This window comes from Nocardiopsis sp. NPDC058789 (assembly GCF_042745575.1).
GTDB classification, from domain to species: Bacteria; Actinomycetota; Actinomycetes; order Streptosporangiales; family Streptosporangiaceae; genus Nocardiopsis; species Nocardiopsis eucommiae.
The window spans coordinates 366,440-388,984 of record NZ_JBHYOW010000001.1; the positions used below are offsets into that span (position 1 = coordinate 366,440).

Sequence of the window (22,545 nt, forward strand, 5' to 3'; positions counted from 1 at the left end):
GGTCGGCCTTTCCTGGTGGGGGTTCGGGGATGGGTGACAGCACGCGGGGGTGCCGCGCGTGGCCCGCGCGGCACCCCGGTGCGTCGTGGCCGGTTACCGCCCGGGACGGTAGGCCGGCTGGGTCTGCGGGTTGAACTCCTCGTAGGTCACCCGTTCCGCCGCGCGCAGGCGCGGGTCGGTGAGCTTGAGGACGTCCAGGCCGCGACGCATGTCCGAGGAGTAGACGTGGCCGTTGTAGTAGTACGCGGACCAGGTACTGCCGTTGTCGATGTCCGGGTCGATCCGGTCGTCGGGGTCGAAGTAGCCGATCTCGCGGGGGTTGCTGAGGTCGTTGAAGTCGATGATCGAGACGCCGCCCTGGTACCAGGACTGCACGAAGTAGTTCTTCCCCGGAACGGGGATGAGCGACCCGTTGTGCGCGACGCAGGTCTGCTGGTCGCCCTGGTGACGGTCGATCTTGAAGTAGCTCGCGAACTCGAGGCTGTGCCCGCCGTCGGCGGTCTCGTCCAGGGCGTAGATCGCGTTGGCGCCGCGCTCGGGACCGATCTCCTCGGTGCAGGTGGCCGCGCCGCCGCCGCCGAGCTCGTCGGTGAACAGGACGGCCTCGGCGTCGTTGGTGAAGGTCGCGGAGTGCCAGAACGCGAAGTTCTCGTCCTGGACCACCTCGGTGACCACCGGCTCGATCGGGTCGGAGATGTCCATGATGATGCCGTCACCCATGCAGGCCCCGGCGGCGAGGTCCTTGGACGGGTAGACCGTGATGTCGTGGCAGCCCTCGGTGGGACGGAGCAGACCGGGCTGGTCGTGGTTGCCGCCGTCCGGGAACAGCACCGGCTCGTTGACGATCGCGGCCGACCCCGGGTCGTCCAGCGGGACCTCGATGATGGCGATCTTGTCGTGCGGCGGCTGGCAGTTCGGGAACGCGGCCGAGGGCGCGTAGGACGAGACGTAGACCAGCTCGGTCGAGGGGTCCGCGCCGGGCACGAGGGTCAGGGTGTGCGAGCCGCAGTCGGTGCGCACGGCCGCGACGTACTGGGGATTGGCCTTGTCCGAGATGTCGAAGATCCGGACGCCCTCGAACCCGTTCGGGTCGGTGACGGGCACCGCGGGGGCGCCGCACTCGTCGTTCGCGCGGGGGGAGTCCACCGCGAAGTACAGGAGGTCGCCGCTGACGGAGACGTCGCCCTGGCCGCCGGGGCACACCACCTCGGTGACGATCGTCGGGTCCGCGGGGTCCGCGACGTCGTAGATCACGAAGCCGTCGTAGTTGCCGCCGATGACGTAGTCACCGGTGAAGGCCAGGTCCGAGTTGGTGTTGCTGACCGCCGCCGGCTTGGGGACGTTGGCCAGGTGCTCGACGTTGTCGCTGGTGACGCTGTCGGAGGGCGGGGTGTCGGCGTACGCTGCCGCCGGGCCGAGGAGCCCGGCGAACAGGGTCGCCGCCGCGGTCAGCGCGACGGCCGTCGCACCGCGCCGGACGCGACCGGCCCGTGACGGGGGAGGTGCGGGCATGGTTTCTCCAGATCGGTTGGGGGACGGGGAGTGGAGGGGGCGGGACGCGGCGGGGCCGTGGCCGTCGAGCCACGGCCCCGTTCTCTCCCGTTTGCCCTGACTCCCCAGGAGGAGCCACCGGGAGAGGTCGTGGCCCGCGTCAGCGGCCCGGTCGGTAGCTCGGCTGCGACTGCGGGTTGAACTCGTCGTAGGTGACGCGAGCGGCGGAGCGCAGGCGGGGGTCGTCGAGTCGGATCACGTCGAGGCCGCGCGTGATGTCGGAGGAGTAGACGTAGCCGTTGTAGTAGTACGCCGACCACGAGCCGCCCAGGACGAGGTTGTCCTCGTCGATCGGGGCCCGGTCGAAGTAGCCGATCTCGCGGGGGTCGGTCGGGTCGTTGAAGTCGATCACCGAGACGCCGCCCTGGTACCACGACTGCACGAAGAAGTCCTGGCCCGGGACCGGGATCAGCGAACCGTTGTGCGCGACGCAGTTCTCGGTGTCGCTCTGGGTGCGCGGGATCTTGTAGTAGCTCTCGAAGTCGAGCTCGGGCGCGCCGTCCTCGCCGCCGATGGTGTAGATGGCGTTGGCGCCGCGCTCGACGCCGTAGTCCTCGGTGCAGATGGCGCCGCCACCGCCGCCGAGCTCGTCGGTGAAGATCACGGTGCCCGCGTCGTTGGTGAAGGTCGCGGAGTGCCAGAACGCGAAGTTGTCGTCCCGGACCACGTCGGTGACCTCGGGGTGCGCCGGGTCGGAGATGTCCATCAGGATGCCGTCACCCATGCAGGCTCCGGCGGCGAGGTCGATCTCCGGGTAGGCGGTGATGTCGTGGCAGCCCGTCGTGTTGCGGTTGCCGCCGTCCGGGAACAGCACCGGTTCGTTGACCAGCGCGGCCTCGGAGGGGTTGTCCACGGGGATCTCGATCACGGAGATCTTGTCGTGCGGCGGCTGGCAGTTGGGGAAGTTGGCCGAGGGCGAGTACGAGGACACGTACACGTAGTCGTGCTCGCCGTCCTTGCCGGGCACCAGGGTGTTGGTGTGCGAGCCGCAGTCGGTGGCCACGGCCGCGACGTAGGCGGGGTTGGCCTTGTCCGAGATGTCGAAGACGCGGATGCCCTCGAACCCGTTCGGGTCGGTGGTGGGGACCGAGGGGGCGCCGCACTCGTCGTTGGCGCGGGGGTAGTCCACGGAGAAGTACAGGAGGTCGCCGCTGACGGAGACGTCACCCTGGCCGCCGGGGCACAGGACCTCGGAGACGACCGTCGGGGACTCGGGCTCGGAGATGTCGTAGACGACGAAACCGTTGTAGTTGCCGCCGATCGCGTAGTCACCGGTGAAGGCCAGGTCGGTGTTGTAGTCACCCATGGCCTCGGACTTCGGGACGTTGGTCACGTGAGTGACGTTCGCGCTGGTCTCGGCGTCGCTCTCGAAGGGGATCTGGTCCGCCGAGGCGGCGGCCGGGCCGAGGAGGCCCAGGGTCAGGGCTGTGGCACCGACGAGAGCGAGGGCCGTGGAGCCACGACGGAACCGCGGGCGTCCTGAACGGGAGGGGACGGGGGACGACGCCATGCGTACTCCTGATTCCTAATGGAGCGAAACAGGAAGAACGTACACAGTTCAACATCAATATGTATAGAGGGAAACAAAAGAAACATGGTTGTTTACAGGGTGTCGAGCCGACCCGATCCCCCTACGCACCGTGTCGAGACCGGCCCGGTTCCGGGTGCGGCGGCCACCGCCGCCGCACCCGTCCGGTCAGCCGTTCGGGAGCTCCGGCTGCGACTGCGGGTTGAACTCGTCCAGCACCGCGGACTCCGCCCCCTCGAACCGGGGGTCGGTGAGCTTGAGGACGTCCAGACCGCGCTGCATGTCGGACGAGTAGACGTGCCCGTTGTAGTAGTACGCGGACCAGGATCCGGCGGTGACCAGCTGCCCGGGGTCGAGCGGGCCACGGTCGAAGTGCCCCACCTCGACCGGCGCGTCGGGGTCGGTGAGGTCGATGACCGAGACCCCGCCCTGGTACCAGGACTGCACGAAGTAGTCCTCGCCGGGGACCGGGATCAGCGAACCGTTGTGGGCCACACAGTTCTCGGTATCGGTCTGGTGGCGAGGCAATTTGTAGTAACTCCGAAATTCCAGTTCAGGGCTCTCCCCCGACGTGTCCAACGAGTGGACGGCGTTGGCCCCGCGCTCGGGACCGATCCTCTCGTTGCAGGTCGCGGCGGAACCCGAGCCGAGTTCGTCGGTGAAGACCACGTTCCGCGCGTCGTTGGTGAAGGTCGCGGAGTGCCAGAAGGCGAAGTTCTCGTCCTGGACGCGCTCCACCACCTCCGGCCGGAGCGGGTCCGTGATGTCGAGCAGCAGGCCGTCGCCCAGGCAGGCCGCGGCGGCCAGGCCGCGCGCGGGGTAGGCGGTGATGTCGTGGCAGCCCGTGGTGCTGGTGTGGCCCCCGTCCGGGAACAGCACCGGCTCGCTGACCAGTGCGGCCTTCTCGGGGGCGTCGTGCGGCACCTCGATGACGCCGATTTTGTCGTGCGGCGGCTGGCAGTTCGGGAAGGCCTCCGACGGCGAGTACGAGGACACGTACACCACGTCGCTGCGCCCGTCCGCCCCCGGCACCAGGGTGTTGGTGTGCGAGCCGCAGTCGGTGGCCACAGCCGCGACGTACCTCGGGTTCGCCTTGTCCGAGATGTCGAAGATCCGTAGTCCCTCGAAGCCGCTTGGGTCCGTGGCCGGAACGGACGGCGCCCCGCACTCGTCGCTCGCGCGCGGGTAGTCCACCGAGAAGTACAGGAGGTCGCCGCTGACGGAGACGTCGCCCTGGCCGCCCGGACACACCACCTCGGAGACGATCGTGGGCGACGCCGGTTCGGAGATGTCGTAGACGACGAAGCCGTCGTAGTTGCCGCCGATCAGGTAGTCACCGGTGAAGGCCAGGTCGGAGTTGGGCGACCCGTCCAGCGCCTCGGGCTTGGGCACGTTGGCCAGGTGCACCACTCCCCCGCCGGTGCTCACGCCGTCGTCGGCGCTGGCGCCCGGAACCGTCATCCCGGCCGCCGCGACCACGGCGAGCGCGACCGCCCCGTGACGCCGTCCCGTTGCCGAAGCCATGCGGCCACCCCCCAAAACAACCCAAAGAAGTCATCTGACTACAATGGGTTGTACTATCCGCAGAGTGCACAAGCCAGGCGAAACGCCGAGAACGGACGCCTCGGGGAACCCGGCGTACGGACACGGCGCCGACGACACACCCGCGACACTGGACAAAACACCCTTCGAGTGAGTAGAAAACCCGCAGGACGTCGGGTCAGCCGACACCGGTGGGCGACCGCTCCACCGACCCCCACCCCTGGAGGAGACCTCGTGCGCCGCCTGGCACTCGCAGCCGGAACCGCCCTCGTGCTGCTCGGAGTCTCGGCCTGTTCCGGTGACGAGGGACAGCAGTCCGCCAACGTCATCGCCCCGGGCGCGCCCGGCGAGGCCTCGACGCCCGCCACGGCCGACCAGATCGCCGCACTGGCCGAGGAGCAGGGCCACAACGAAGCGGACGTGACCTATCTGGTGAAGATGATCGAGCACCACCGGCAGGCCCTGGAGATGACCGACCTGGTCGCGGACCGCTACGAGCGCGACGGCATCGAGCGCATCGCGGACCGCATCGCCGCCGCGCAGGGCCCCGAGATCACCGCCATGGAGAGCTGGCTGGAGGTGAACGTCTTCGGCCCCGCCCGGGAGAACCCCGCCCACCAGAACTTCTGCGGCCTGGAGGGTGACGGCACCCACCACTCCACCGACGACGACGTGGTCGCCTGCGACCTCCAGGTCGACCACGACGACATGGAGGGCATGGTCTCCGACGAGGACATGGAACGCCTGGCCGACGCCGACGGCGACGCGTTCGACCAGCTCTTCGTGGAGCTCATGACCGCCCACCACGAGGGCGCGGTCACCATGGCCGAGGAGGCCATGGCGGAGGGCAAGGACCAGGAGGTCCTGCGGATGGCCAACGACCTCATCGCCGAGCAGAACACCGAGATCGCCCGCATGGAGGGGGTCCTCGAAGGCGGAGGGTGACCGGTCCGCGCCGGACACGAGAAGGGGCGCCCTTCCCGCGGGAAGGGCGCCCCTGAGCTCACGGCGGCCGCGCCGCGCGGTCCCAGCCGCTCACGGCGGCGCGGACCCGCCGGTCAGGCCGACTTCTCCTGGCGGCCGTCCTCGTCCGCCTCCAGCTGGGCGCGCGGCACGATCGTCGGGTTCACGTGCTGCTCCACCGACTCACGGGTGATGATCACCTGGCCGACGTCCTCCCGGCTGGGCACCTCGTACATCACCGAGAGCAGGACCTCCTCGATGATGGCGCGCAGACCACGGGCACCGGTCCCCCGGATGATGCCCTGCTCCGCGATGGCCTCCAGGGCGTCCTGGGTGAACTCCAGCTCGACGTTGTCCAGCTCGAACAGCCGCTGGTACTGCTTGACCAGGGCGTTCCGGGGCTCGGTGAGGATCTGGATCAGCGCGGCCTTGTCCAGGTTGTGCACGCTGGTGATCACCGGCAGACGGCCGATGAACTCCGGGATCATCCCGAACTTGAGCAGGTCCTCCGGCATGACCTCGCCGAACAGCGCGGTCCCGGCCATCTCGCTCTTGGGCCGCAGCACGGCGTTGAAGCCCATGCCCTGCTGCCCCGTGCGGGACTCGATGATCTTCTCCAGCCCCGCGAAGGCGCCACCACAGATGAACAGCACGTTCGTGGTGTCGATCTGGATGAACTCCTGGTGCGGGTGCTTGCGGCCGCCCTGCGGGGGCACGCTCGCGGTGGTCCCCTCCAGGATCTTCAGCAGCGCCTGCTGGACGCCCTCACCGGAGACGTCGCGCGTGATCGACGGGTTCTCGCTCTTGCGGGCGACCTTGTCGACCTCGTCGATGTAGATGATGCCGGTCTCGGCCTTCTTGACGTCGTAGTCAGCGGCCTGGATCAGCTTCAGCAGGATGTTCTCGACGTCCTCGCCCACGTAGCCCGCCTCGGTGAGGGCGGTGGCGTCCGCGATGGCGAAGGGGACGTTGAGGATCTTCGCCAGGGTCTGCGCCAGCAGGGTCTTGCCCGAACCGGTGGGACCCAGCAGGAGGATGTTCGACTTGGCGATCTCGACGTCCTCGTCACCGGGACGGTCGGTCTCCGAACGCACTCTCTTGTAGTGGTTGTACACCGCCACGGAGAGGGCCTTCTTCGCCTGCTCCTGACCGATCACGTACGAGTCCAGGAAGTCGAAGATCTCCCGGGGCTTGGGAAGGGAGTCCCACGTGAGCTCGGTGGCGTCGGCGAGTTCCTCTTCGATGATCTCGTTGCACAGATCGATGCACTCATCGCAGATGTAGACGCCGGGGCCAGCGATGAGCTTCTTCACCTGCTTCTGGCTCTTACCGCAGAATGAGCACTTCAGCAGGTCCCCGCCGTCGCCGATGCGTGCCACCCAGCCACTCCTCAAAACTAAGGCCGCCCCGTTCCGGGCGTACTCGGCGCCGAACGGACGGAAGGACTCGACTCCCGTGTTCGTTCGCGACCGGCCAGCCACGAACGGGGCGATCTGTGCGTCGCTCTCCGCCAGACTAAGCGAAAAACCGGACCGGCTTCACCACCGGGCTGTCCCAGGCGGGTCAGAAACCGGACCGGTGAGTACTTCGTGGCGCCGGATTCCCCCCGGTGGGGCGCCGTTCGCTCTCGCGAGACGCCCCGGCCGGGAGGGAACGGCCGCCGTGGTCCCCGTTACTTCAGGGAGGCCTTGCGGTAGGGCAGGACGAAGTCGATGAGACCGTACTCCACGGCCTCCTCGGCGGTGAGGATCTTGTCCCGCTCGATGTCCTTCGAGACCTGCTCGTGGGAGCGACCCGTGTGCTTGGCCAGAGTGGTCTCCAGCTGCGTACGGATACGGGTGATCTCGTTGGCCTGGATCTCGATGTCGCTGGCCTGACCGTGCATACCCTCGGTCGCGGGCTGGTGGATCATCATCCGGGCGTTGGGCAGGGCACCACGCTTGCCCTTGGTGCCGCCCGCCAGCAGGATCGCGGCGGCCGACGCGGCCTGTCCGATGCACACCGTCTGGATGTCGGGGCGCACGAACTGCATGGTGTCGTAGATCGCCATGAGGGAGGTGAAGGAACCCCCCGGCGAGTTGATGTACATCTGGATGTCCCGCTCGGAGTCGAGCTGCTCAAGGGTGATGAGCTGGGCCATCAGATCGTTGGCCGAAGTGTCGTCGATCTGGACGCCGACGAAGATGATCCGCTCTTCGAAGAGCTTGTTGTACGGATTCATCTCCTTGACGCCGTACGACGTACGCTCCACGTAGGACGGCAGGACGTAGCGGCTCTGAGGAGCCATCGAGGCCGCGCCGCCGATGAGACTGGGGTTGAACTCGGTCATTTCACGCCTTCCACGCACTGCGCCGATTCATGGACTGGGCCAGGTCAGCTCAGGACTGTCAGCTGGTCACGTCGAGCGTGCCCTCGAGCACCTCGTCGATGAAGCCGTACTCCTTGGCCTCCTGAGCCGTGAACCAGCGGTCCCGGTCGGCGTCCTTCTCGATCTGTTCGACCGACTGCCCGGTGTGCTCGGAGATCTTCTGGATGAACATCTTCTTCACGTAGAGCAGCTGGTCAGCCAGGATCCGGATGTCGGAGGCGGTGCCCCCGATGCCACCGGACGGCTGGTGCATCATGACGCGGGTGTGCGGCAGCGCGTAACGCTTGCCGGGCGCACCGGCGCACAGGAGCATCTGGCCCATCGACGCGGCCATACCGATACCCACGGTGCGCACGTCGTTGGGGATGTACTGCATGACGTCGTAGATCGCCATACCCGCCGTCACGGAACCACCCGGCGAGTTGATGTACATCGTGATGTCCCGCTGGCGGTCCTCCGCGGACAGCAGCAGGAGCTCACCGACGAGGCGGTTGGCGATGTCATCGTCGACCTGCTGGCCGAGGAACACGATTCGCTGGCGCAACAGGCGCTGAGGCGTCTGCTCAATAAAAGGGGAAAGCTGCTGATCCGACGTACGAGCGTCGAATCGCTGGGACTCATCAAAGGTCGGCGGCACTCTCGTCACCTGCTCCGGAATCGAAACGGTTGCGATACAGCGACACTAACGCCGACAGACGCCAGGCTCGTCCGGATACCGTCCCTGTTCGCTTTGAGCGCAGGGTGGGGCCGGTCGGGAACACACCCTTTCTCCTGACAGCGAACACCGTGCCGGGAGCGGAAGGGAAAGGGCCCCGACCGTCCCGTAACGGGTCGGCCAGGGCCCCTGGGAGCCATGGTGCCTCGCGGCGCCGTGAAGCCTCGGACTACTTGGAGTCGGCCTTGTCGGCGTCCTCGTCGGCCTCGGCCTTCTCCTCGGCCTGGTCGGCCTCGGTGACCTCGGCGGAGGCAGCGGCGGCGGCCCTGACGGCCTCGGCCAGGGCCTGGTCGTCGGTGGCCTCGACGATCTCCTGCTCGACGACGTTGCCGTCCTCGTCGGTCACCTTGGCACCGGCCAGGACGACGTCCATGGCCTTGCCGCGGACGACCTCGGTGAAGGCGACGCGGATCTGGTTCGACTCGACCAGGTGCTGGGCCAGCTGGTCCGGGCTGACGCCCATGCGCTGGGCCTGCTCGAACACGTACTGGCTGAGCTCACCCTGGTCGGCGCTGAGGTCCTCCTGGAGGGCCAGCTGGTCGAGGATGAAACCGGCCTTGACCGCCGAGTTGGCGCCGGTCTTCAGCTCCTCCTCGAACTCCTCCTCGGTCTTCTCCTGCGACTCGAGGTAGGCCTCCTTGGTCAGACCGCTCTGGGCGAGCTGCTGCTCGAGGCTCTGGCGACGGCGGGTGATCTCCTCGTCGACGACCGCGTCGGGCAGCGGGATCTCGACGGACTCGATCAGCTTCTCCAGCGCCTTGTCACGGGCGGCGGACAGCTGCTGCATCCGACGGACGTCGGCCATGCGCTTGCGCACGTCCTCACGCAGCTCGTCGATGGTGTCGAACTCGGAGGCCAGCTGGGCGAACTCGTCGTCCAGCTCGGGCAGCTCCTTCACCTTCACCGAGTGCACGGTGACGGTGACGTCCGCCTCCTTGCCCTCGTGCTCACCACCGACGAGGGTGGTCTTGAAGGTGGCCTCGCCACCGGACTCCATGCCGCGCAGGGTCTCGTCGAGGCCCTCCAGCATGGTGTTGGTGCCGACCTCGTAGGAGTAGCCGCTGACGGCGACGTCCTCGAGCTTCTCACCGTCGATGGCGGCGACCAGGTCGATGGAGAGGTGGTCACCGTCCTCGACGGGACGGTCGGCGCCAACGAGGGTGGAGAAGCGCTCGCGCAGGGTGCCGATCTGCTCGTCGACCTGCTCGTCGGTGACGGTCGCGTTGTCGACGGTCACCTCGATGCCCTTGTAGTCCTTCACCTCGAACTTGGGTCGGATGTCGACCTCGGCGGTGAAGGCGAGCTCGTCGTTGTCCTCCAGCTTGGTGACCTCCACGTCGGGCTGGCCGAGCGCGAAGATCTCCTCCTTCTGGATGGCTTCGTTGTAGAGCTCCGGAACGGCGTGGTTGACCGCTTCGCTGATCACCGCGCCACGGCCGACGTAGCGGTCGATCAGACGCGCCGGTGCCTTGCCCGGGCGGAAGCCCTTGATCCGAACCTGCTTGGCGAGCGACTTGTAGGTCACGTCGAAAGCGTGCTCGAGCTCCTCGAAGGGCACCTCGATGGTCAGCTTGACCCGGGTCGGGCTGAGCTCCTCGACATCGGTCTTCACGGGGCGGTACTCCTAGGTTTGCCGGCTGGTGTCCGCGTCGGCCCGCAGGCGCACCACACGAACGGCGAATGCACGCGCGCACCCCCGGTCGGTGATGACCACGTTCCTCGGGGTGCCCTGCGACGGGCTGGGACTTACAGTTTCCTGCTGATCGCACCAAGTCTAGGGCAGACAGACAGGGGGCCACGGCGCTCGGCCCGGAGGCCGAACCGCCGTGGACGGTTTCGTCGGGGTGGCGGGATTCGAACCCGCGGCCTCATGCTCCCAAAGCATGCGCGCTAACCAAGCTGCGCTACACCCCGTCACCCGGCGCGGACACACCTCACCGAAAACGGGTGTGCGACCAACGCCCCAGAGACTGTACTCTTGTCTCCGTCGGCTCCACGAGTCTAGAGGAAACTCAGGGGCTCCGATGCCACGCGGGCGTAGTTCAATGGTAGAACCCCAGCCTTCCAAGCTGGTCATGCGAGTTCGATTCTCGTCGCCCGCTCCACTCGAAGCGAGCTGCGTGCCTGACGGCACCAGCTCGTTTCGCCGTCCCACCCGGGGAGCGACCCCCGAAACCCCCGCACCACTCGAAGCGAGCTGCGTGCCTGACGGCACCAGCTCGTTTCGCCGTCCCACCCGGGGAGCGACCCCCGCACCACCCGAAACGAACCGTGCGCCTGACAGCACCCGTTCGCTTCGCCGTCTCACCCCGGAACGATCCGCTCGGCCACGGTGAGGCGGAAGTGGAAGTCGCTCGTGGCCCCGTCCACGTTCACCAGGTACTCGTCGGGCGAGATCCGGTAGGCCTGTCGGTCCCGCTCCGACCACGGATGCCCCGGAGCGTGCGCCGAGGTCAGACACAGCGCCTCCGCCCTGGCCTCCTCCCCGGTCGCGAACTCGGTGTCACGTCGCCCGTCGAACGACGGCGGGACCAGGCCCCAGCGCTGGCGGTCACCGCTCCCCCGGATCTCCTCGATCAGCACCACCCAGGACATGGACACCTCTTCCTCTCGACGCGGATTCCGGTGATGGGACTCACCTCCGCCCCCGGGGGTTCCCGGTGACGTGGCGCACACCGTCAGAACTCGGTTCGGTTTCACCGGCCCACGAGGCGGAATACCGAGCTTGAACGGGTACGTTGACCTTTCGGGCGGACCCGTCGGCGCGACCTGGAACGGGCGCCACTCGGGTTCGGTGGAACGGGGGCCAGATGACGGACACGGACGGCACGGGCGAGCAGGCGACGCCGCTCCGCCTGCTGTGGTTCCAACGACCGGAGCCGCCGGAGCGGCCGGTCGTCGTGACCGGTGTCTTCGACGTCCTGCACGTCGGGCACGTGCGCTTCCTCCAGTCCATCGCCGCCCGCGGCCTCCCCCTCGTCGTGGGGATCGAGTCCGACGAGCGCGTCCGGGCCTGGAAGGGCCCCGGACGCCCGGTCAATCCCGACGCGGAACGGTCCGAGACCATCGCCGCCCTGGGCTGTGTGGCCGGATCGTTCGTGATCGAGGGCCCGCCCTCCGTGGCGGACTGGGCTGCCTACGCCGAACTGCTGCGCCCCCTCTCCCCCGCCGCCCTGGCCTTCACCGCCGGAGACCGCTACACCCAGGCCAAGATCCGGGGCGCCGACGCCCTGGGCGCGCAGACCTGGGAACTGCCGTTCACCCCCGGCCGGTCCACGACCGCCGCGCTCGGCCGCCTCGCCTCGTCCCTCTGACCGCCCCGCATTCCCGCGGACTCCCTCGGTCATCCCACACCGGACCAGGGAAGCAGCGCCCTCCCTCCGGCGTTGAGGCTTGGGTGGCGAGTGGCGAACGGAAACGAGGCTGCGGATGATGTCAGGGAGGCCCTCCTACAGGGCACTGGTCAACGACGGAAGCGCGCGGGGGCAGGAACTGCCCCCGGGGCTCACCAGGCGCGTGATGTCCTACGCGACACCGCACTGGCGGCAGATCCTGCTCTTCCTCGCGGTGACCGCGGTGGGCGCGGCCGTGGTGGTGGCCAACCCGCTGCTGCTGCGGGCCATCATCGACCAGGGCATCCTCCCGGGGAACACCTCCGTGGTGGTCTGGTTGGCGGTGGCGGCGGCGGTTCTGGCGCTCGTGGAGGGCGTCATCACCCTGACCGGCCGGTGGCTGTCCTCCAGGATCGGTGAGGGCGTCATCTACCTGCTGCGTACCCAGGTGTTCTCACACGTGCAGCGGATGCCGATCTCCTTCTTCACCCGGACCCAGACGGGCTCGCTGATCAGCCGCCTGAACACGGACGTGGTCGGCGCGCAGCGCGCCATCACCTCGGTGCTCCAGTCGGTGGTGTCCAACCTGATCAGCGTGGTGGCGGTGCTCATCACGATGCTGGCGCTCTCCTGGCAGGTGACCCTGCTGGCGCTGGTCCTGGTACCGCTGTTCATCGTCCCCGCGAAGCTGCTGGGCCGCAGGCTCGCGAACATCTCCCGTGACGCGATGGACAACAACGCGTCGATGAGCTCGCTGATGACCGAGCGCTTCAACGTGGGCGGCGCCATGCTGGTCAAGCTCTACGGCCGCCCCGACGAGGAGTCCCGCGCCTTCTCCGACCGGGCGGCGCGCGTGCGCGACCTCGGGGTGCGCCAGTCGGTGATCGGCGGTCTGCTGTTCACGATGCTGGCCACCATCACGGCGCTGGCCATGGCGATGGTCTACGGCGTGGGCGGAGTGCTCGCGGTGGACGGTTCGTTCGAAGTGGGCACCCTGGTGGCGCTGACCACCCTCCTGGCCAGGCTCTACGGTCCGATCACCACGCTGTCCAACGTGCACGTGGAGATCATGACGGCCCTGGTCTCCTTCGACCGGGTCTTCGAGGTGCTGGACCTGGAGCCGCAGATCAAGGAGAGCCCGGACGCGGAGCCGCTGCCCTCGGGGCCGCTGAGCGTCGAGTTCGACCGGGTGTCCTTCCGCTACCCGGGCGCCTCGGAGACGTCGGTGGCGTCCCTGGAACTGACCCCCCAGGCCGAGGCGGCCGACGACACCCAGGTGCTGAGCGAGGTGTCCTTCCGCGCCGAACCCGGCCAGATGGTGGCCCTGGTGGGCCCGTCCGGGGCGGGCAAGTCGACCCTGACGCACCTGGTCTCGCGCCTGTACGACCCGAGCGAGGGCGCGGTGCGGATCGGGGGGCTCGACCTCCGGGAGACCACCGGCGACTCCCTCAGGGAAGCCGTGGGAGTGGTGACGCAGGACGCGCAGCTCTTCCACGACACCGTGGGCGCCAACCTGCGCTACGCCCGGCCGGAGGCGACCGACGCGGAGCTGGAGGAGGCGCTGCGGATGGCGCGGTTGGGCGTGCTCCTGGAGCAGCTGCCCAACGGGCTCGACACGATGGTCGGGGACCGGGGGTACCGCCTCTCCGGCGGGGAGAAGCAGCGTCTGGCGATCGCTCGGCTGCTCTTGAAGGCGCCGTCCGTGGTGGTCCTGGACGAGGCCACCGCCCACCTGGACTCCGAGTCGGAGGCGGCTGTGCAGGAGGCGCTGGCGGTGGCTCTGGAGGGGCGCACCTCGCTGGTGATCGCGCACCGGCTGGCCACCGTCCGTGAGGCGGACCAGATCCTGGTGCTGGAGGACGGTCGCGTCCTGGAGCGCGGGACACACGAGGAGCTGCTGGAGGCGGGGGGCCTGTACACGGCGCTGTACCGCACCCAGTTCGCGTCCCAGTCGGGCTAGGGGTCGAGGGGCGGCTGCCATCGGGAGGAGTGCGTAGCCGCCCCCTCAGGCCTTCCCGGCCTTCTTCCCGGCCTTCTCCTTCTTTTTCTTTTCGGCCTTCTTCGCCCGCTTCTTGTCCTTCTTGGCCTTCTTGCTCTTCTTCTCCTTCTGGACGGATCCGGGACCGGGCTCCCCCGACTTCGCCCGCTTCTTCGCCTTCTTCGATTTCTTCGGCTTCTTGGCGTCCTTGGAGGTGACGTGCTCCTCCAGCGCGGCGGGGAGCGGGGCGATTCCGGGACCGCCGTCGAAGATCCAGTCGTCGAGCTCCTCCAGGAGGCGGTCCTCGGTCATCCGCCCCAGCCAGACCGGTCGCCCACCGGCGGCGCGGCCCTCATGCGAGGGCTGGACCACGACGACGTTGGCCTCGAAGCAGATGTCGAGGCACTTGCTGGTGCGGACCGGGACACGGCGGGCGGCATGGTCGTCGATGGCGCTGAGGCGGGCGAGCTGCGCCTTGTGGTCGACACCGGGCACCTTCTTGCGCGTGCCGCAGCAGCAGCCCCGGCAGACCGTGAGCTTGCAGGGCGCACCGTCGATCGCGCTCACCACACCTCCTCGTTAGGCTTGCCTTACCTCAGTCCAGGATATTCCGCCGCGGCACCGACCCGACCAGGTGGTACGTGCTCGGGACCGGCCACCTCCACCGGCCGCCAGGTCTCCGGAAGCCCCTCGAACTCCGGGTCCCCCGCTTTCCAGCCGCGCCGCCAGACCATGGGCAGCCCGGCCGCGAAGAGCGGGTGCGACAGGTCCATCAACTGCACCCGTACCTGCGGTTCGGTGCAGGCGCCCGAGTTCCCGCACGCGGCGATCGGCTGGCCGGACGCCACCCTCTCCCCCGGGGCCACCGTGACGGAGCCCCGCCGCAGATGACCGAGGAGCACGTGAGCGTCCCCGACGTCGATGACCACGTGGTTGCCGATCAACCCCGAGGGGCCGCGTAGCTCGCGCAGGGTGTTCTCGACGACGGAGCCGAGCAGCCACGGCCAGGAGTTGCGGCTGCGGTGGTCCCGCTGGCGGTCGTGCACCCGGACGACGGTGCCCCCGGCAGGCGCGTAGACGGGCGCGCCGAAGGCCGGAAACTCCTCCGGGGGGCGGCTGAGCGGTCGCCACCCGATGTCCGGCCGTGTGCCGTCCTCGGCCACGAGGCCGAGCGCGTGGGTCTGCCCGTAGGCGTGTGTGCCCTGGCTCGGGACGGCGTCCACGGGGCTGGTCAGCGGCATCCAGCGGCCGCGCACCGGTGGGTCCAGCACGCGCGGGGCGCACTTCGGGGTGCCCAGCCGCAGGTGCACGGCGAGAGCCACCACCAGCAGCGTCCCGCCGACCCACCACGACAGGCCGAGGTACCCGGCCAGGAGCGCGGCCATCGCCGCCCACATCAGGGGCATGCGGATCCGGGCGAGCAGGACGGGGAGGGGGCGCGGAGCGGAGGAGGCCATGCCCCATTGTGGGGCAGCCGTCCCCGCTCCGTGCCACGGGTCGGAGCTCCCCCGCTACTCCTGGCCCTTGTCCCTCTTGTTCTCCTGTGCGCGCTTGCGCAGGTAGTCGGTGGCGGCCCCGGCTCCCTTGTCGATCTTGTCGTCGTGGGACCCGCCGGTCGCCTTCTTCGCGGCGTCCGCCACCTTCCCGACGACCCCCTCGGCCTTGTCGGCGTGGTCGTTGACGGCCTTCTTGAGCCGGTCGAACGTTCCTCCGGTATCGGACATGGAATCCCCCTAGAGCGTTCTGCCTGGTGGTGCGATACCCGTTTCACGTGGACTTCAAGCGAAACGTCCGCACCGGGTCACAGCCCCAGCACCATACGCGCCACCGAGAAGTAGATGAGGAGTCCGGTGGCGTCCACGAGCGTCGCGACCATCGGTGAGGAGACCACGGCGGGGTCCACCCCCACCTTGCGGGCGAGCAGGGGCATGGCGGAGCCGATGATCGCCGCCCAGGTACAGATGGCGATCACCGAGAGGGCGACCACCACGGCGACGTCGAACCCGACCAGGAGCGACCCGATGGCCAGGGCGATCCCCGCGAGCATGACGCCCAGGAGCAGCCCGACCCTGCCCTCCTTCCAGATCACCGCCGGGAGGTCGCGCACCCGCACCTCACCGACCGCGAGGGCGCGCACGATCGCCGTCGCGGACTGGGCGCCCACGTTCCCGCCCGTGCCGATGAGCATCGGCACGAAGATCGCCAGGGCCGTGACCTCCTCCAGGGTGGCCTCGTAGGCCTGCATGACGTTGACGGTCAGGGTCGCGGCGACGATGAGCAGCATCAGCCACACCGAGCGGGCGCCGACCAGGCGCAGCACCCCGACGGACACGTAGTGGTCGTCGATGGGGCTGGCACCGGACTGGCGGGCCATGTCCTCGGAGTCGGCCGCCTCGATGACCTCCAGGGCGTCGTCGAAGGTGAAGAGGCCGACGAAGCGGTCCTCGGAGTCCACCACCGGGAGGGAGACCAGGTTGGCCTCCTGGATGAGCCGGGCGGCGTCCTCGACCGGTTCGCTCACGCCCACCCGGGGGGCCAGGACGTCCACCAGGTCCTTGAGGAGGCGGTCGTCGTCGCTGACGACGAGGTCGCTCAGGGTGATGGTGCCGACCAGTCGGCGGCCGTCGCTGACCACCGGCAGGGTGTAGATCGTCTCGGCGTCGGCTCCTTTGGCACGCACCACCTCCAGGGCGCGGCCCACGGTGAGGTCCCGGTGCAGGATGACCGTCTCCGGTGTCATGTACCGGCCGACCGAGTCCTCGGGGTAGCCCAGGAGCGCGGCGGTCATCTTGCGTTCGGCGGGGCTCAGCCCGGCGAGGGCCCGGGTGGCGATCTTGGCCGGGGCCTCCCCGATCAGACGGGCCCGGTCGTCCGGGTCCATCTCCTCCAGGATGTCGTGGAAGTCCGTGCCGCGCAGGCCGAGGAGGATGGCCTGCTGTTGGCCCGGGTCCAGTTCCTCGAAGACCTCCAGTTCCCGGTCCTTGTCCAGGAGGCGGAAGGGGATGATCGCCTCTCCGCTGGACATGCGGGCCAGTTCGTCCGCGATCTCGTGGGGCCGGTGTTCGGCCAACCAGAGCCTGATCCCGGTCAGGTCGTTGTTCTCGACCAGATCGATGAGTTCTTCAGCGCGCTCGTCCATGCGAAGCACCCCCTTGCGTCTCCATCGCCCGGCGGGCACGCCCGCGGGGCCGCGAAAATCCGGTGAGTCCGGGTCCTGGGGACCGGTCCGGCCCCTCGTCACTGGTGTGGTGGTCCGTGCGGGCGTCGGCGCCCAGGGGGCGGAGAGGGGCGGGCACGGAGGTCCGTGAACGGGTACGAAGACCTCGTACCGGGGTCGGGGAACATGTCGACCCTACCGTCAGGAACGGCTCGTACGGCTCACACCCTGCCGGTGCCGGAGCCGGTTCGGGTCAGGTGCGCCAGAGGACCACGAGCGCGCAGTCGTCGTTCTTGTCCTTGCTGAGGGTGTCCACGACCTCGCTCGCGCCGGTGGCGAAACCCTGCGTGACCAGCGTGTCGGCGGCTCCCAGGAGACGGTCGATGCCCGCGTCGAGATCCTCTCCGGGGGTCTCGATGAGACCGTCGGTGCACAGCATGATCGCGTCCCCGGGACGGAGCTTGCCCGGGACTGAGGTGTACGTCATCTCGGGGATGACGCCCAGGACCACGCCCTTGGCCTCCGTCGTGCTCCACACACCGCCCCCGCTGTCGAAGTGCAGGGCGGGCGGGTGTCCGGCGGAGGTGACCTGGTACTCGCCGGTCTCGGTGTCCACACTGAGGTGGACGGCGGTCACGAACCCCTCACCGCCGCTGTTGCGCATGAGGTAGTCGTTGCAGTGGGCGAGGAAGTCGCCCGCGGGAACGGCGCCGATGAGTCCGCTGAACGCACCGGAGAGCATCAGGGCGCGGGTGCCGGCGTCCACGCCCTTGCCGGAGACGTCGACGACGGCGATGTCGAGCCGGTGCTCGCGGCGGATGGAGACGACGAAGTCACCGCCGAACGAGGAGCCGCCCGCCTGGCGCAGGACGGCGGTGCGCCCCCAACCCGAGGGGACCTGCGGGAGTTTGCCCTGGTCGCGCAGGCGGTCGCGGAGGTCCAGCAGCATCATCTCGCCGCTGAGGCCCTGGACGCCCAGGCGTTCGCGCACGCCGGACAGCAGGTAGGACATGACCGCGGTGACGCCGATGGTGACCACCAGGCCCGGGCCGACCTGGCCGAAGTCGAGCATGAAGGCCACGAACAGCAGGACGGCCACGACGACCCCGAGCAGGAAGGCGAGGCTCTTGCGCTTGAGCAGCAGCCCGCCGGCCAGGACGGTGAGGATGGTGGAGCTGGGCGGGAACCAGCCGGTGGGGCCCCAGACGGCGCCCACGCCGATGCCCACGGCGATGGCGACCAGGGTGATGAGGACGAGGCGATAGCGGAAGAGCACCTTGCGCCTGAGCACCGCGACGATGCGCTGCACGGTGGATCGCAGCAGTCGGGTGGCCCTGGCGGTCGGTGTGGGGTTCATTGATCCTCTAGGCTCGGCACGCCCGCTCACCGCGGGGGTCACTCCTGGTCGTGGTACGGCACACCGGTGCGTTCACGGTCGCGTCGGGGGCCGGGTCTGGGGTCGGCGGAGGGGGCGCTGTGTGGGGGCACGGCCCGGTTCGCGGAGGCTGGTTCCGCCGAGGGGCGGGCACCGATGGACGCGGACAACACGGTGTCTCGGACTACGATGGCCCGCCGCTGTGCACGAACTGTAGCGCTTGGGGTGCTGGCCTGGCACGTACGACCAGCGGCGATCCGCCCCATAACCCCGGGTTTGGGTTCCGCCTAAACCCGTGTGCGCGGGGTCGGACTCACGCACCCGTAGGGGAACTTCCCGGTGATTTCGGGAACTCACCCCTCTCTCGGACACGACTCGCGGGCCGGGTGTGTCCCGGACGCGGTCGCGCGCTTCACGAAGAACCCACACCGGACGGAGCGGGCCACTCCCGGACAAGGATCCCACAACGCCCCGACCAAGGACAGGTCCTCTGTCCCGAACCGGACACGGCCCCGGGGCTCCCGAGACAGGTCCGCCCCCGCGTGCCGGGCACGCGGGGGCGGGCTGGCGGCCCCGCACGGAGGCGGGACCACGGACGGGTTACGGAAGCGGGGGCAGCTCGCCGGTGTGCTCGTAGTCGCTCAGCATGGCGATGCGACGGGTGTGCCGCTCCTCGTCGCTGTACGGCGTGGCGAGGAAGAGCTCCACGAACCGGGTCGCCTCCTCCAGGGAGTGCATCCGGCCACCGATGCCGAGCACGTTCGCGTCGTTGTGCTCACGCGCCAGCTTGGCGGTGTCCTCACTCCAGGCCAGGGCGGCGCGGACGCCGGTGACCTTGTTGGCCGCGATCTGCTCTCCGTTGCCGGAGCCGCCGATCACGATGCCCAGGGACCCCGGGTCCTTGGCGACGCCCTCGGCGGCGCGCAGGACGAACGGGGGGTAGTCGTCCACCGCGTCGTAGACGGCCGGACCGGCGTCGACGACCTCGTGGCCGTTCTCCTTCAACCAGGAGACGAGGTGTTCTTTGAGCTCGAAGCCCGCATGATCTGATCCAAGGTAAACACGCACGTCACCAGTGTGACACCTCCCGGGAACGAACGGCGCCGCGCCCCCGGACCGGTCGGAGTGACCGTCGGGGGCGCGGCGCGCGTCGTGTGGGTCGCGGGGGTTCAGGCCCCGGCGGCGGCCGCCGCCACGCTCAGACCGAGGGCGGCGAAGCCGGCCATCGACAGGATCGCGATCAGGTTGTACACGAGGATCGACTTGAGGTCCTTACCGAGAGGACCTGCCTTGGAGACCGCGGGCTTGTTGCTCAACTCACACCTCGATTGGGTTCGACCAGGGGATGACCAGTCGGAATCTTTCCACACGGCACAACGCGCGCGTCACCGGGTCCGATTCCGCCGGGGTGGGTCTCGCAGCGGTGAGTCCGGCCACAGGGATCACCTCTGCACGGCCTTGACCTCGCAGAACTCCACCAGTCCGGGCAGGCCCCACTCACGCCCGTTGCCGGAGCGCTTGTACCCGCCGAAGGGAGCGCGCGGGTTCAGGGCACCGCCGTTGAGCTCCACCTGACCTGCCCGCAGTCGGCGGGCGACCGCCAGCCCCTCGTCGGGGTCGGCGGCCCACACGGCGGCGCTGAGGCCGTAGACGGTGTCGTTGGCGATCCCCACCGCCTCCTCCACCGTGTCGTAGGGGATGAGGACGAGCACCGGACCGAAGATCTCCTCCTGGGCGATACGCATGTCGTTGCGCACGTCCGCGAAGACGGTCGGGCGGACGTAGTAGCCGGTGCCGGGCTCCTCGACGGGGTCGGAGCCCCCCACGACCAGACGGGCGCCCTCCGCGACGCCGAGGTCGACGTAGGAGCGGACCCGGTCCCGCTGCGCGGCGGAGACCAGCGGACCCAGGCGGGTGTCCCCGTCCGTGGGGTCACCCGGCACGTACCTGGCGGTGGAGGCGGCGGCCAGCTCGACGGCCTCCTCGTAGGAGTCGCGGTGCACGAGCATGCGGGTGAGGGCGTTGCAGCTCTGCCCGGTGTTGCGCATGACGTCCGCGACACCGCGCTTGACCGCCTTGGCGAGGTCGGCCCCGGGCAGGATGACGTTGGGCGACTTCCCGCCCAGTTCCAGGGCGACCCGCTTGACCGTCTCGGCGGCGACCTGGGACACCCGGGTCCCGGCCCCGGTGGAGCCGGTGAAGGAGACCATGTCCACCCGGGGGTGGGCGGCGATCGCCTCGCCCACCACCGGCCCCGTACCGGACACGAGGTTGAACACGCCCGCGGGCAGCCCGGCCTCGTGCAGGACCTCGGTGAGCCAGTAGGCGCTGAGCGGCGCGACCTCGCTCGGCTTGAGGACCACGGTGTTGCCCGCGAGGAGGGCGGGGACGACCTTCAGGACGACCTGGTGGAGCGGGTAGTTCCACGGGGTGATGGCGCCGACCACGCCGACCGGCTCGTGCACCACCAGGGAGTTGTCGACCTCCTCGCCACCGAAGTAGCGCTCGCCGTGCTCCTCGACCAGGTCGATGTAGGTGCGGAACATCCGCGCGGGCAGCCCTGCCTGGACCTTGGTCGCGAAGGTCGCGGGCGCGCCCATGTCGGTGGTCAGCAGGCGTGCGACGTCGTCGAGCCGCGCGTCGAACAGCTCCAGCGCGCGGGCCAGGTGGGTGACGCGCTGGCCCGGGGTGAGCGCGGACCACGCGGGAAGGGCGGACGCGGCGGCCTCGACCGCGGCGTCGACGTCGGCGGTGGCGCCCGCCGGAACGGTGTCGATGACCTGCTCGGTCGCCGGGTTGACCACGTCCAGGGCCTCGTCGGAGGCGGAGTCGCGCCAGGCGCCGTCGATGTAGAGGGATCGCATGGACCCCACTGTCGCAGAACGCGATTCGGGTTGGCCAGGGGCGGAGCGGCCCCGGAAACGGAGGCGGGCGGGCACCCGTGGTTCCACGGATACCCGCCCCGATCGGGCGCCGGGGGTCGGCCCCGGCGCGGCTCCCGGGTCAGCCCCAGTGCGGCGGGCGGTCGGCGATCAGCCGCGCCGAGGAGTCCTCGTCGCTGTCCCCCCACCCCTCGGAGCGTTCGTCGCTCGTGGTGTCGGGCAACAGGTCGAGGTCGTCGAGGAAGGTGGCGCGGCGGTCGTCGTCAGGCCCTGGCATGGGTGCTCCCGGTGAAGTGTCAGTCGAAGATGGGTGAGCGCGTACGGGTGCGCTTGAGCTCGAAGAACCCGTCGGTCCCGGCGACCAGGCGCACACCGTCCCACAGCTTCCCGGCGGCCTCGCCGCGCGGGATCGGGGAGACCACCGGGCCGAAGAAGGCCACGTCCTCCACCTGGATGACGGGTGTGCCGACGTCCTCTCCCACCAGCTTCATCGCCTCGCCGTGCGAGGCGCGCAGGGCCTCATCGTACGCGGTGGAGTCGGCGGCCTCGGCCAGGTCCTCGGGCAGACCGGCGTCGATCAGGGCGGCCCGGACGGTGTCCGTGTCCTTCGCCTCGTCACGGTCGTGGTAACGGGTGCCGAGCGCGGTGTAGAGGGCGCCCAGGACCTCGGGGCCGAAGCGCTGTTCGGCGGCGACGCACACGCGCACCGCACCCCAGGCACGGTCGAGGAACCACCGGTAGTCCTCGGGAAGGTCCCGGCCCTCGTTGAGCACGCTCAGGCTCATCACGTGCCAGCGCACGGTCACGGGTCGGACCTTCTCGACCTCCACCAGCCAGCGGGAGGTGATCCAGGCCCAGGGGCACGCCGGGTCGAACCACATGTCGGCGTACACGTTCTCGCGCTCGCCCGCCTGCGCGGGGGTCTCGGTCATCGCTGCTCCTCGGCTGGGGCCTCTGGGCGCCTGTGGGCCGGGCCCGGGGGAAGGTGTTCTCCGTCGTCCGGGGCCCGAGTGACCGGACCCCGCCATGGATCGACAACCACGGTGATCGGTTGCGCATTCCACCCCCGCGCGTGACAGGATCGAATCGACTACAACGACCTCAGGCCCGACGGCCCACCCCAGCCGGCGGGCTCGACGCGGTCGACAGACGAT

21 protein-coding genes and 2 tRNA genes are annotated in these 22,545 nt (G+C 69.3%); 4 read left to right on the forward strand and 19 right to left on the reverse strand.

What is annotated here, in order from left to right:
* Nucleotides 1-93: 93 nt before the first annotated feature.
* From ACFW3L_RS01620 to ACFW3L_RS01630, 3 genes are all read right to left on the reverse strand, one after another.
* Nucleotides 94-1,512 carry an LVIVD repeat-containing protein gene (locus ACFW3L_RS01620; protein ID WP_378735151.1) on the reverse strand — a complete coding sequence of 473 codons (1,419 nt, stop codon included), beginning with the start codon at nt 1,510-1,512 and terminating at the stop codon, nt 94-96.
* A gap of 139 nt (nt 1,513-1,651) precedes the next feature.
* On the reverse strand, nt 1,652-3,061 hold the full coding sequence (locus ACFW3L_RS01625) for an LVIVD repeat-containing protein (RefSeq protein WP_378735153.1): 1,410 nt from the start codon (nt 3,059-3,061) through the stop codon (nt 1,652-1,654).
* Nucleotides 3,062-3,247: 186 nt separating this feature from the next.
* A complete protein-coding gene (locus ACFW3L_RS01630; RefSeq protein ID WP_378735155.1) occupies nt 3,248-4,603 on the reverse strand; it encodes an LVIVD repeat-containing protein in 1,356 nt (451 codons plus the stop codon).
* Nucleotides 4,604-4,855: 252 nt separating this feature from the next.
* Here ACFW3L_RS01630 and ACFW3L_RS01635 point away from each other — a divergent pair, with 252 nt between their 5' ends.
* Complete coding sequence (locus ACFW3L_RS01635; RefSeq protein WP_378735157.1) at nt 4,856-5,566, forward strand: DUF305 domain-containing protein; 711 nt, start codon at nt 4,856-4,858, stop codon at nt 5,564-5,566.
* Nucleotides 5,567-5,679: 113 nt separating this feature from the next.
* On the opposite strand, the gene clpX is transcribed toward ACFW3L_RS01635, so the two are convergent.
* From clpX to ACFW3L_RS01660, 5 genes are all read right to left on the reverse strand, one after another.
* Complete coding sequence (gene clpX / locus ACFW3L_RS01640) at nt 5,680-6,963, reverse strand: ATP-dependent Clp protease ATP-binding subunit ClpX (protein ID WP_378735160.1); 1,284 nt, start codon at nt 6,961-6,963, stop codon at nt 5,680-5,682.
* A 293-nt stretch (nt 6,964-7,256) separates the two neighbouring features.
* Nucleotides 7,257-7,913, reverse strand: a complete 657-nt coding sequence (locus tag ACFW3L_RS01645; protein WP_017545193.1) for an ATP-dependent Clp protease proteolytic subunit — start codon at nt 7,911-7,913, stop codon at nt 7,257-7,259.
* Between the two features lie 58 nt (nt 7,914-7,971).
* Nucleotides 7,972-8,520, reverse strand: coding sequence for a ClpP family protease (locus ACFW3L_RS01650; RefSeq protein ID WP_082206236.1), 549 nt, complete (start codon nt 8,518-8,520; stop codon nt 7,972-7,974).
* A 316-nt stretch (nt 8,521-8,836) separates the two neighbouring features.
* Nucleotides 8,837-10,279 carry a trigger factor gene (tig, locus tag ACFW3L_RS01655; protein WP_378735162.1) on the reverse strand — a complete coding sequence of 481 codons (1,443 nt, stop codon included), beginning with the start codon at nt 10,277-10,279 and terminating at the stop codon, nt 8,837-8,839.
* Between the two features lie 227 nt (nt 10,280-10,506).
* A tRNA-Pro gene (locus ACFW3L_RS01660) sits at nt 10,507-10,581 on the reverse strand.
* A gap of 117 nt (nt 10,582-10,698) precedes the next feature.
* On the opposite strand from ACFW3L_RS01660, the gene ACFW3L_RS01665 reads away from it, so the two are divergent.
* Nucleotides 10,699-10,772, forward strand: a tRNA-Gly gene (locus ACFW3L_RS01665).
* Between the two features lie 199 nt (nt 10,773-10,971).
* Here the strand turns inward: ACFW3L_RS01665 and ACFW3L_RS01670 are convergent.
* Nucleotides 10,972-11,262 carry a hypothetical protein gene (locus tag ACFW3L_RS01670; RefSeq protein WP_378735164.1) on the reverse strand — a complete coding sequence of 97 codons (291 nt, stop codon included), beginning with the start codon at nt 11,260-11,262 and terminating at the stop codon, nt 10,972-10,974.
* 215 nt (nt 11,263-11,477) lie between these two features.
* Between ACFW3L_RS01670 and ACFW3L_RS01675 the strand changes: the two genes are divergently transcribed.
* Together ACFW3L_RS01675 and ACFW3L_RS01680 are read left to right on the forward strand one after the other, a co-directional pair.
* Nucleotides 11,478-11,981 (forward strand): adenylyltransferase/cytidyltransferase family protein, encoded by a 504-nt coding sequence (locus tag ACFW3L_RS01675; RefSeq protein ID WP_378735166.1) that lies wholly within the window; start codon nt 11,478-11,480, stop codon nt 11,979-11,981.
* Between the two features lie 115 nt (nt 11,982-12,096).
* Nucleotides 12,097-13,959 (forward strand): ABC transporter ATP-binding protein, encoded by a 1,863-nt coding sequence (locus tag ACFW3L_RS01680; RefSeq protein ID WP_378735168.1) that lies wholly within the window; start codon nt 12,097-12,099, stop codon nt 13,957-13,959.
* A 45-nt stretch (nt 13,960-14,004) separates the two neighbouring features.
* Here ACFW3L_RS01680 and ACFW3L_RS01685 read toward each other — a convergent pair whose 3' ends face one another.
* The 10 genes from ACFW3L_RS01685 to ACFW3L_RS01730 all read right to left on the reverse strand — a co-directional run bounded on the left by ACFW3L_RS01685 (nt 14,005) and on the right by ACFW3L_RS01730 (nt 22,323).
* The gene (locus tag ACFW3L_RS01685) at nt 14,005-14,547 is read right to left on the reverse strand and encodes a (2Fe-2S) ferredoxin domain-containing protein (protein WP_378735171.1); all 543 of its coding nucleotides are present in this window, start codon (nt 14,545-14,547) and stop codon (nt 14,005-14,007) included.
* Between the two features lie 20 nt (nt 14,548-14,567).
* Nucleotides 14,568-15,434, reverse strand: a complete 867-nt coding sequence (locus ACFW3L_RS01690; protein WP_378735173.1) for a peptidoglycan DD-metalloendopeptidase family protein — start codon at nt 15,432-15,434, stop codon at nt 14,568-14,570.
* Nucleotides 15,435-15,488: 54 nt separating this feature from the next.
* Nucleotides 15,489-15,701, reverse strand: a complete 213-nt coding sequence (locus ACFW3L_RS01695) for an antitoxin (RefSeq protein WP_378735175.1) — start codon at nt 15,699-15,701, stop codon at nt 15,489-15,491.
* Between the two features lie 77 nt (nt 15,702-15,778).
* Nucleotides 15,779-17,116, reverse strand: coding sequence for a magnesium transporter (gene mgtE / locus ACFW3L_RS01700; protein ID WP_378735177.1), 1,338 nt, complete (start codon nt 17,114-17,116; stop codon nt 15,779-15,781).
* Nucleotides 17,117-17,387: 271 nt separating this feature from the next.
* Nucleotides 17,388-18,491, reverse strand: coding sequence for a PP2C family protein-serine/threonine phosphatase (locus ACFW3L_RS01705; RefSeq protein WP_378735179.1), 1,104 nt, complete (start codon nt 18,489-18,491; stop codon nt 17,388-17,390).
* A gap of 618 nt (nt 18,492-19,109) precedes the next feature.
* Complete coding sequence (locus ACFW3L_RS01710; RefSeq protein WP_378735181.1) at nt 19,110-19,577, reverse strand: ribose-5-phosphate isomerase; 468 nt, start codon at nt 19,575-19,577, stop codon at nt 19,110-19,112.
* A gap of 101 nt (nt 19,578-19,678) precedes the next feature.
* The gene (locus tag ACFW3L_RS01715; RefSeq protein ID WP_378735183.1) at nt 19,679-19,825 is read right to left on the reverse strand and encodes a hypothetical protein; all 147 of its coding nucleotides are present in this window, start codon (nt 19,823-19,825) and stop codon (nt 19,679-19,681) included.
* 126 nt (nt 19,826-19,951) lie between these two features.
* Nucleotides 19,952-21,373, reverse strand: coding sequence for an aldehyde dehydrogenase family protein (locus ACFW3L_RS01720; protein WP_378735185.1), 1,422 nt, complete (start codon nt 21,371-21,373; stop codon nt 19,952-19,954).
* 139 nt (nt 21,374-21,512) lie between these two features.
* The gene (locus tag ACFW3L_RS01725; protein ID WP_378735187.1) at nt 21,513-21,668 is read right to left on the reverse strand and encodes a hypothetical protein; all 156 of its coding nucleotides are present in this window, start codon (nt 21,666-21,668) and stop codon (nt 21,513-21,515) included.
* A 19-nt stretch (nt 21,669-21,687) separates the two neighbouring features.
* Nucleotides 21,688-22,323 carry a DsbA family protein gene (locus ACFW3L_RS01730; RefSeq protein ID WP_378735189.1) on the reverse strand — a complete coding sequence of 212 codons (636 nt, stop codon included), beginning with the start codon at nt 22,321-22,323 and terminating at the stop codon, nt 21,688-21,690.
* Between the last annotated feature and the right edge of the window lie 222 nt (nt 22,324-22,545).

Excerpts from the sequence above, each read along its gene's own strand:
- ACFW3L_RS01620 (WP_378735151.1), bottom strand. The coding sequence starts at position 1,512 with ATGCCCGCACCTCCCCCGTCACGGGCCGGTCGCGTCCGGCGCGGTGCG.
- ACFW3L_RS01625 (WP_378735153.1), bottom strand. The coding sequence starts at position 3,061 with ATGGCGTCGTCCCCCGTCCCCTCCCGTTCAGGACGCCCGCGGTTCCGT.
- ACFW3L_RS01630 (WP_378735155.1), bottom strand. The coding sequence starts at position 4,603 with ATGGCTTCGGCAACGGGACGGCGTCACGGGGCGGTCGCGCTCGCCGTG.
- ACFW3L_RS01645 (WP_017545193.1), bottom strand. The coding sequence starts at position 7,913 with ATGACCGAGTTCAACCCCAGTCTCATCGGCGGCGCGGCCTCGATGGCT.
- ACFW3L_RS01670 (WP_378735164.1), bottom strand. The coding sequence starts at position 11,262 with ATGTCCTGGGTGGTGCTGATCGAGGAGATCCGGGGGAGCGGTGACCGC.
- ACFW3L_RS01675 (WP_378735166.1), top strand. The coding sequence starts at position 11,478 with ATGACGGACACGGACGGCACGGGCGAGCAGGCGACGCCGCTCCGCCTG.
- ACFW3L_RS01680 (WP_378735168.1), top strand. The coding sequence starts at position 12,097 with ATGATGTCAGGGAGGCCCTCCTACAGGGCACTGGTCAACGACGGAAGC.
- ACFW3L_RS01690 (WP_378735173.1), bottom strand. The coding sequence starts at position 15,434 with ATGGCCTCCTCCGCTCCGCGCCCCCTCCCCGTCCTGCTCGCCCGGATC.
- ACFW3L_RS01695 (WP_378735175.1), bottom strand. The coding sequence starts at position 15,701 with ATGTCCGATACCGGAGGAACGTTCGACCGGCTCAAGAAGGCCGTCAAC.
- mgtE (WP_378735177.1), bottom strand. The coding sequence starts at position 17,116 with ATGGACGAGCGCGCTGAAGAACTCATCGATCTGGTCGAGAACAACGAC.
- ACFW3L_RS01705 (WP_378735179.1), bottom strand. The coding sequence starts at position 18,491 with ATGAACCCCACACCGACCGCCAGGGCCACCCGACTGCTGCGATCCACC.
- ACFW3L_RS01720 (WP_378735185.1), bottom strand. The coding sequence starts at position 21,373 with ATGCGATCCCTCTACATCGACGGCGCCTGGCGCGACTCCGCCTCCGAC.
- ACFW3L_RS01725 (WP_378735187.1), bottom strand. The coding sequence starts at position 21,668 with ATGCCAGGGCCTGACGACGACCGCCGCGCCACCTTCCTCGACGACCTC.
- ACFW3L_RS01730 (WP_378735189.1), bottom strand. The coding sequence starts at position 22,323 with ATGACCGAGACCCCCGCGCAGGCGGGCGAGCGCGAGAACGTGTACGCC.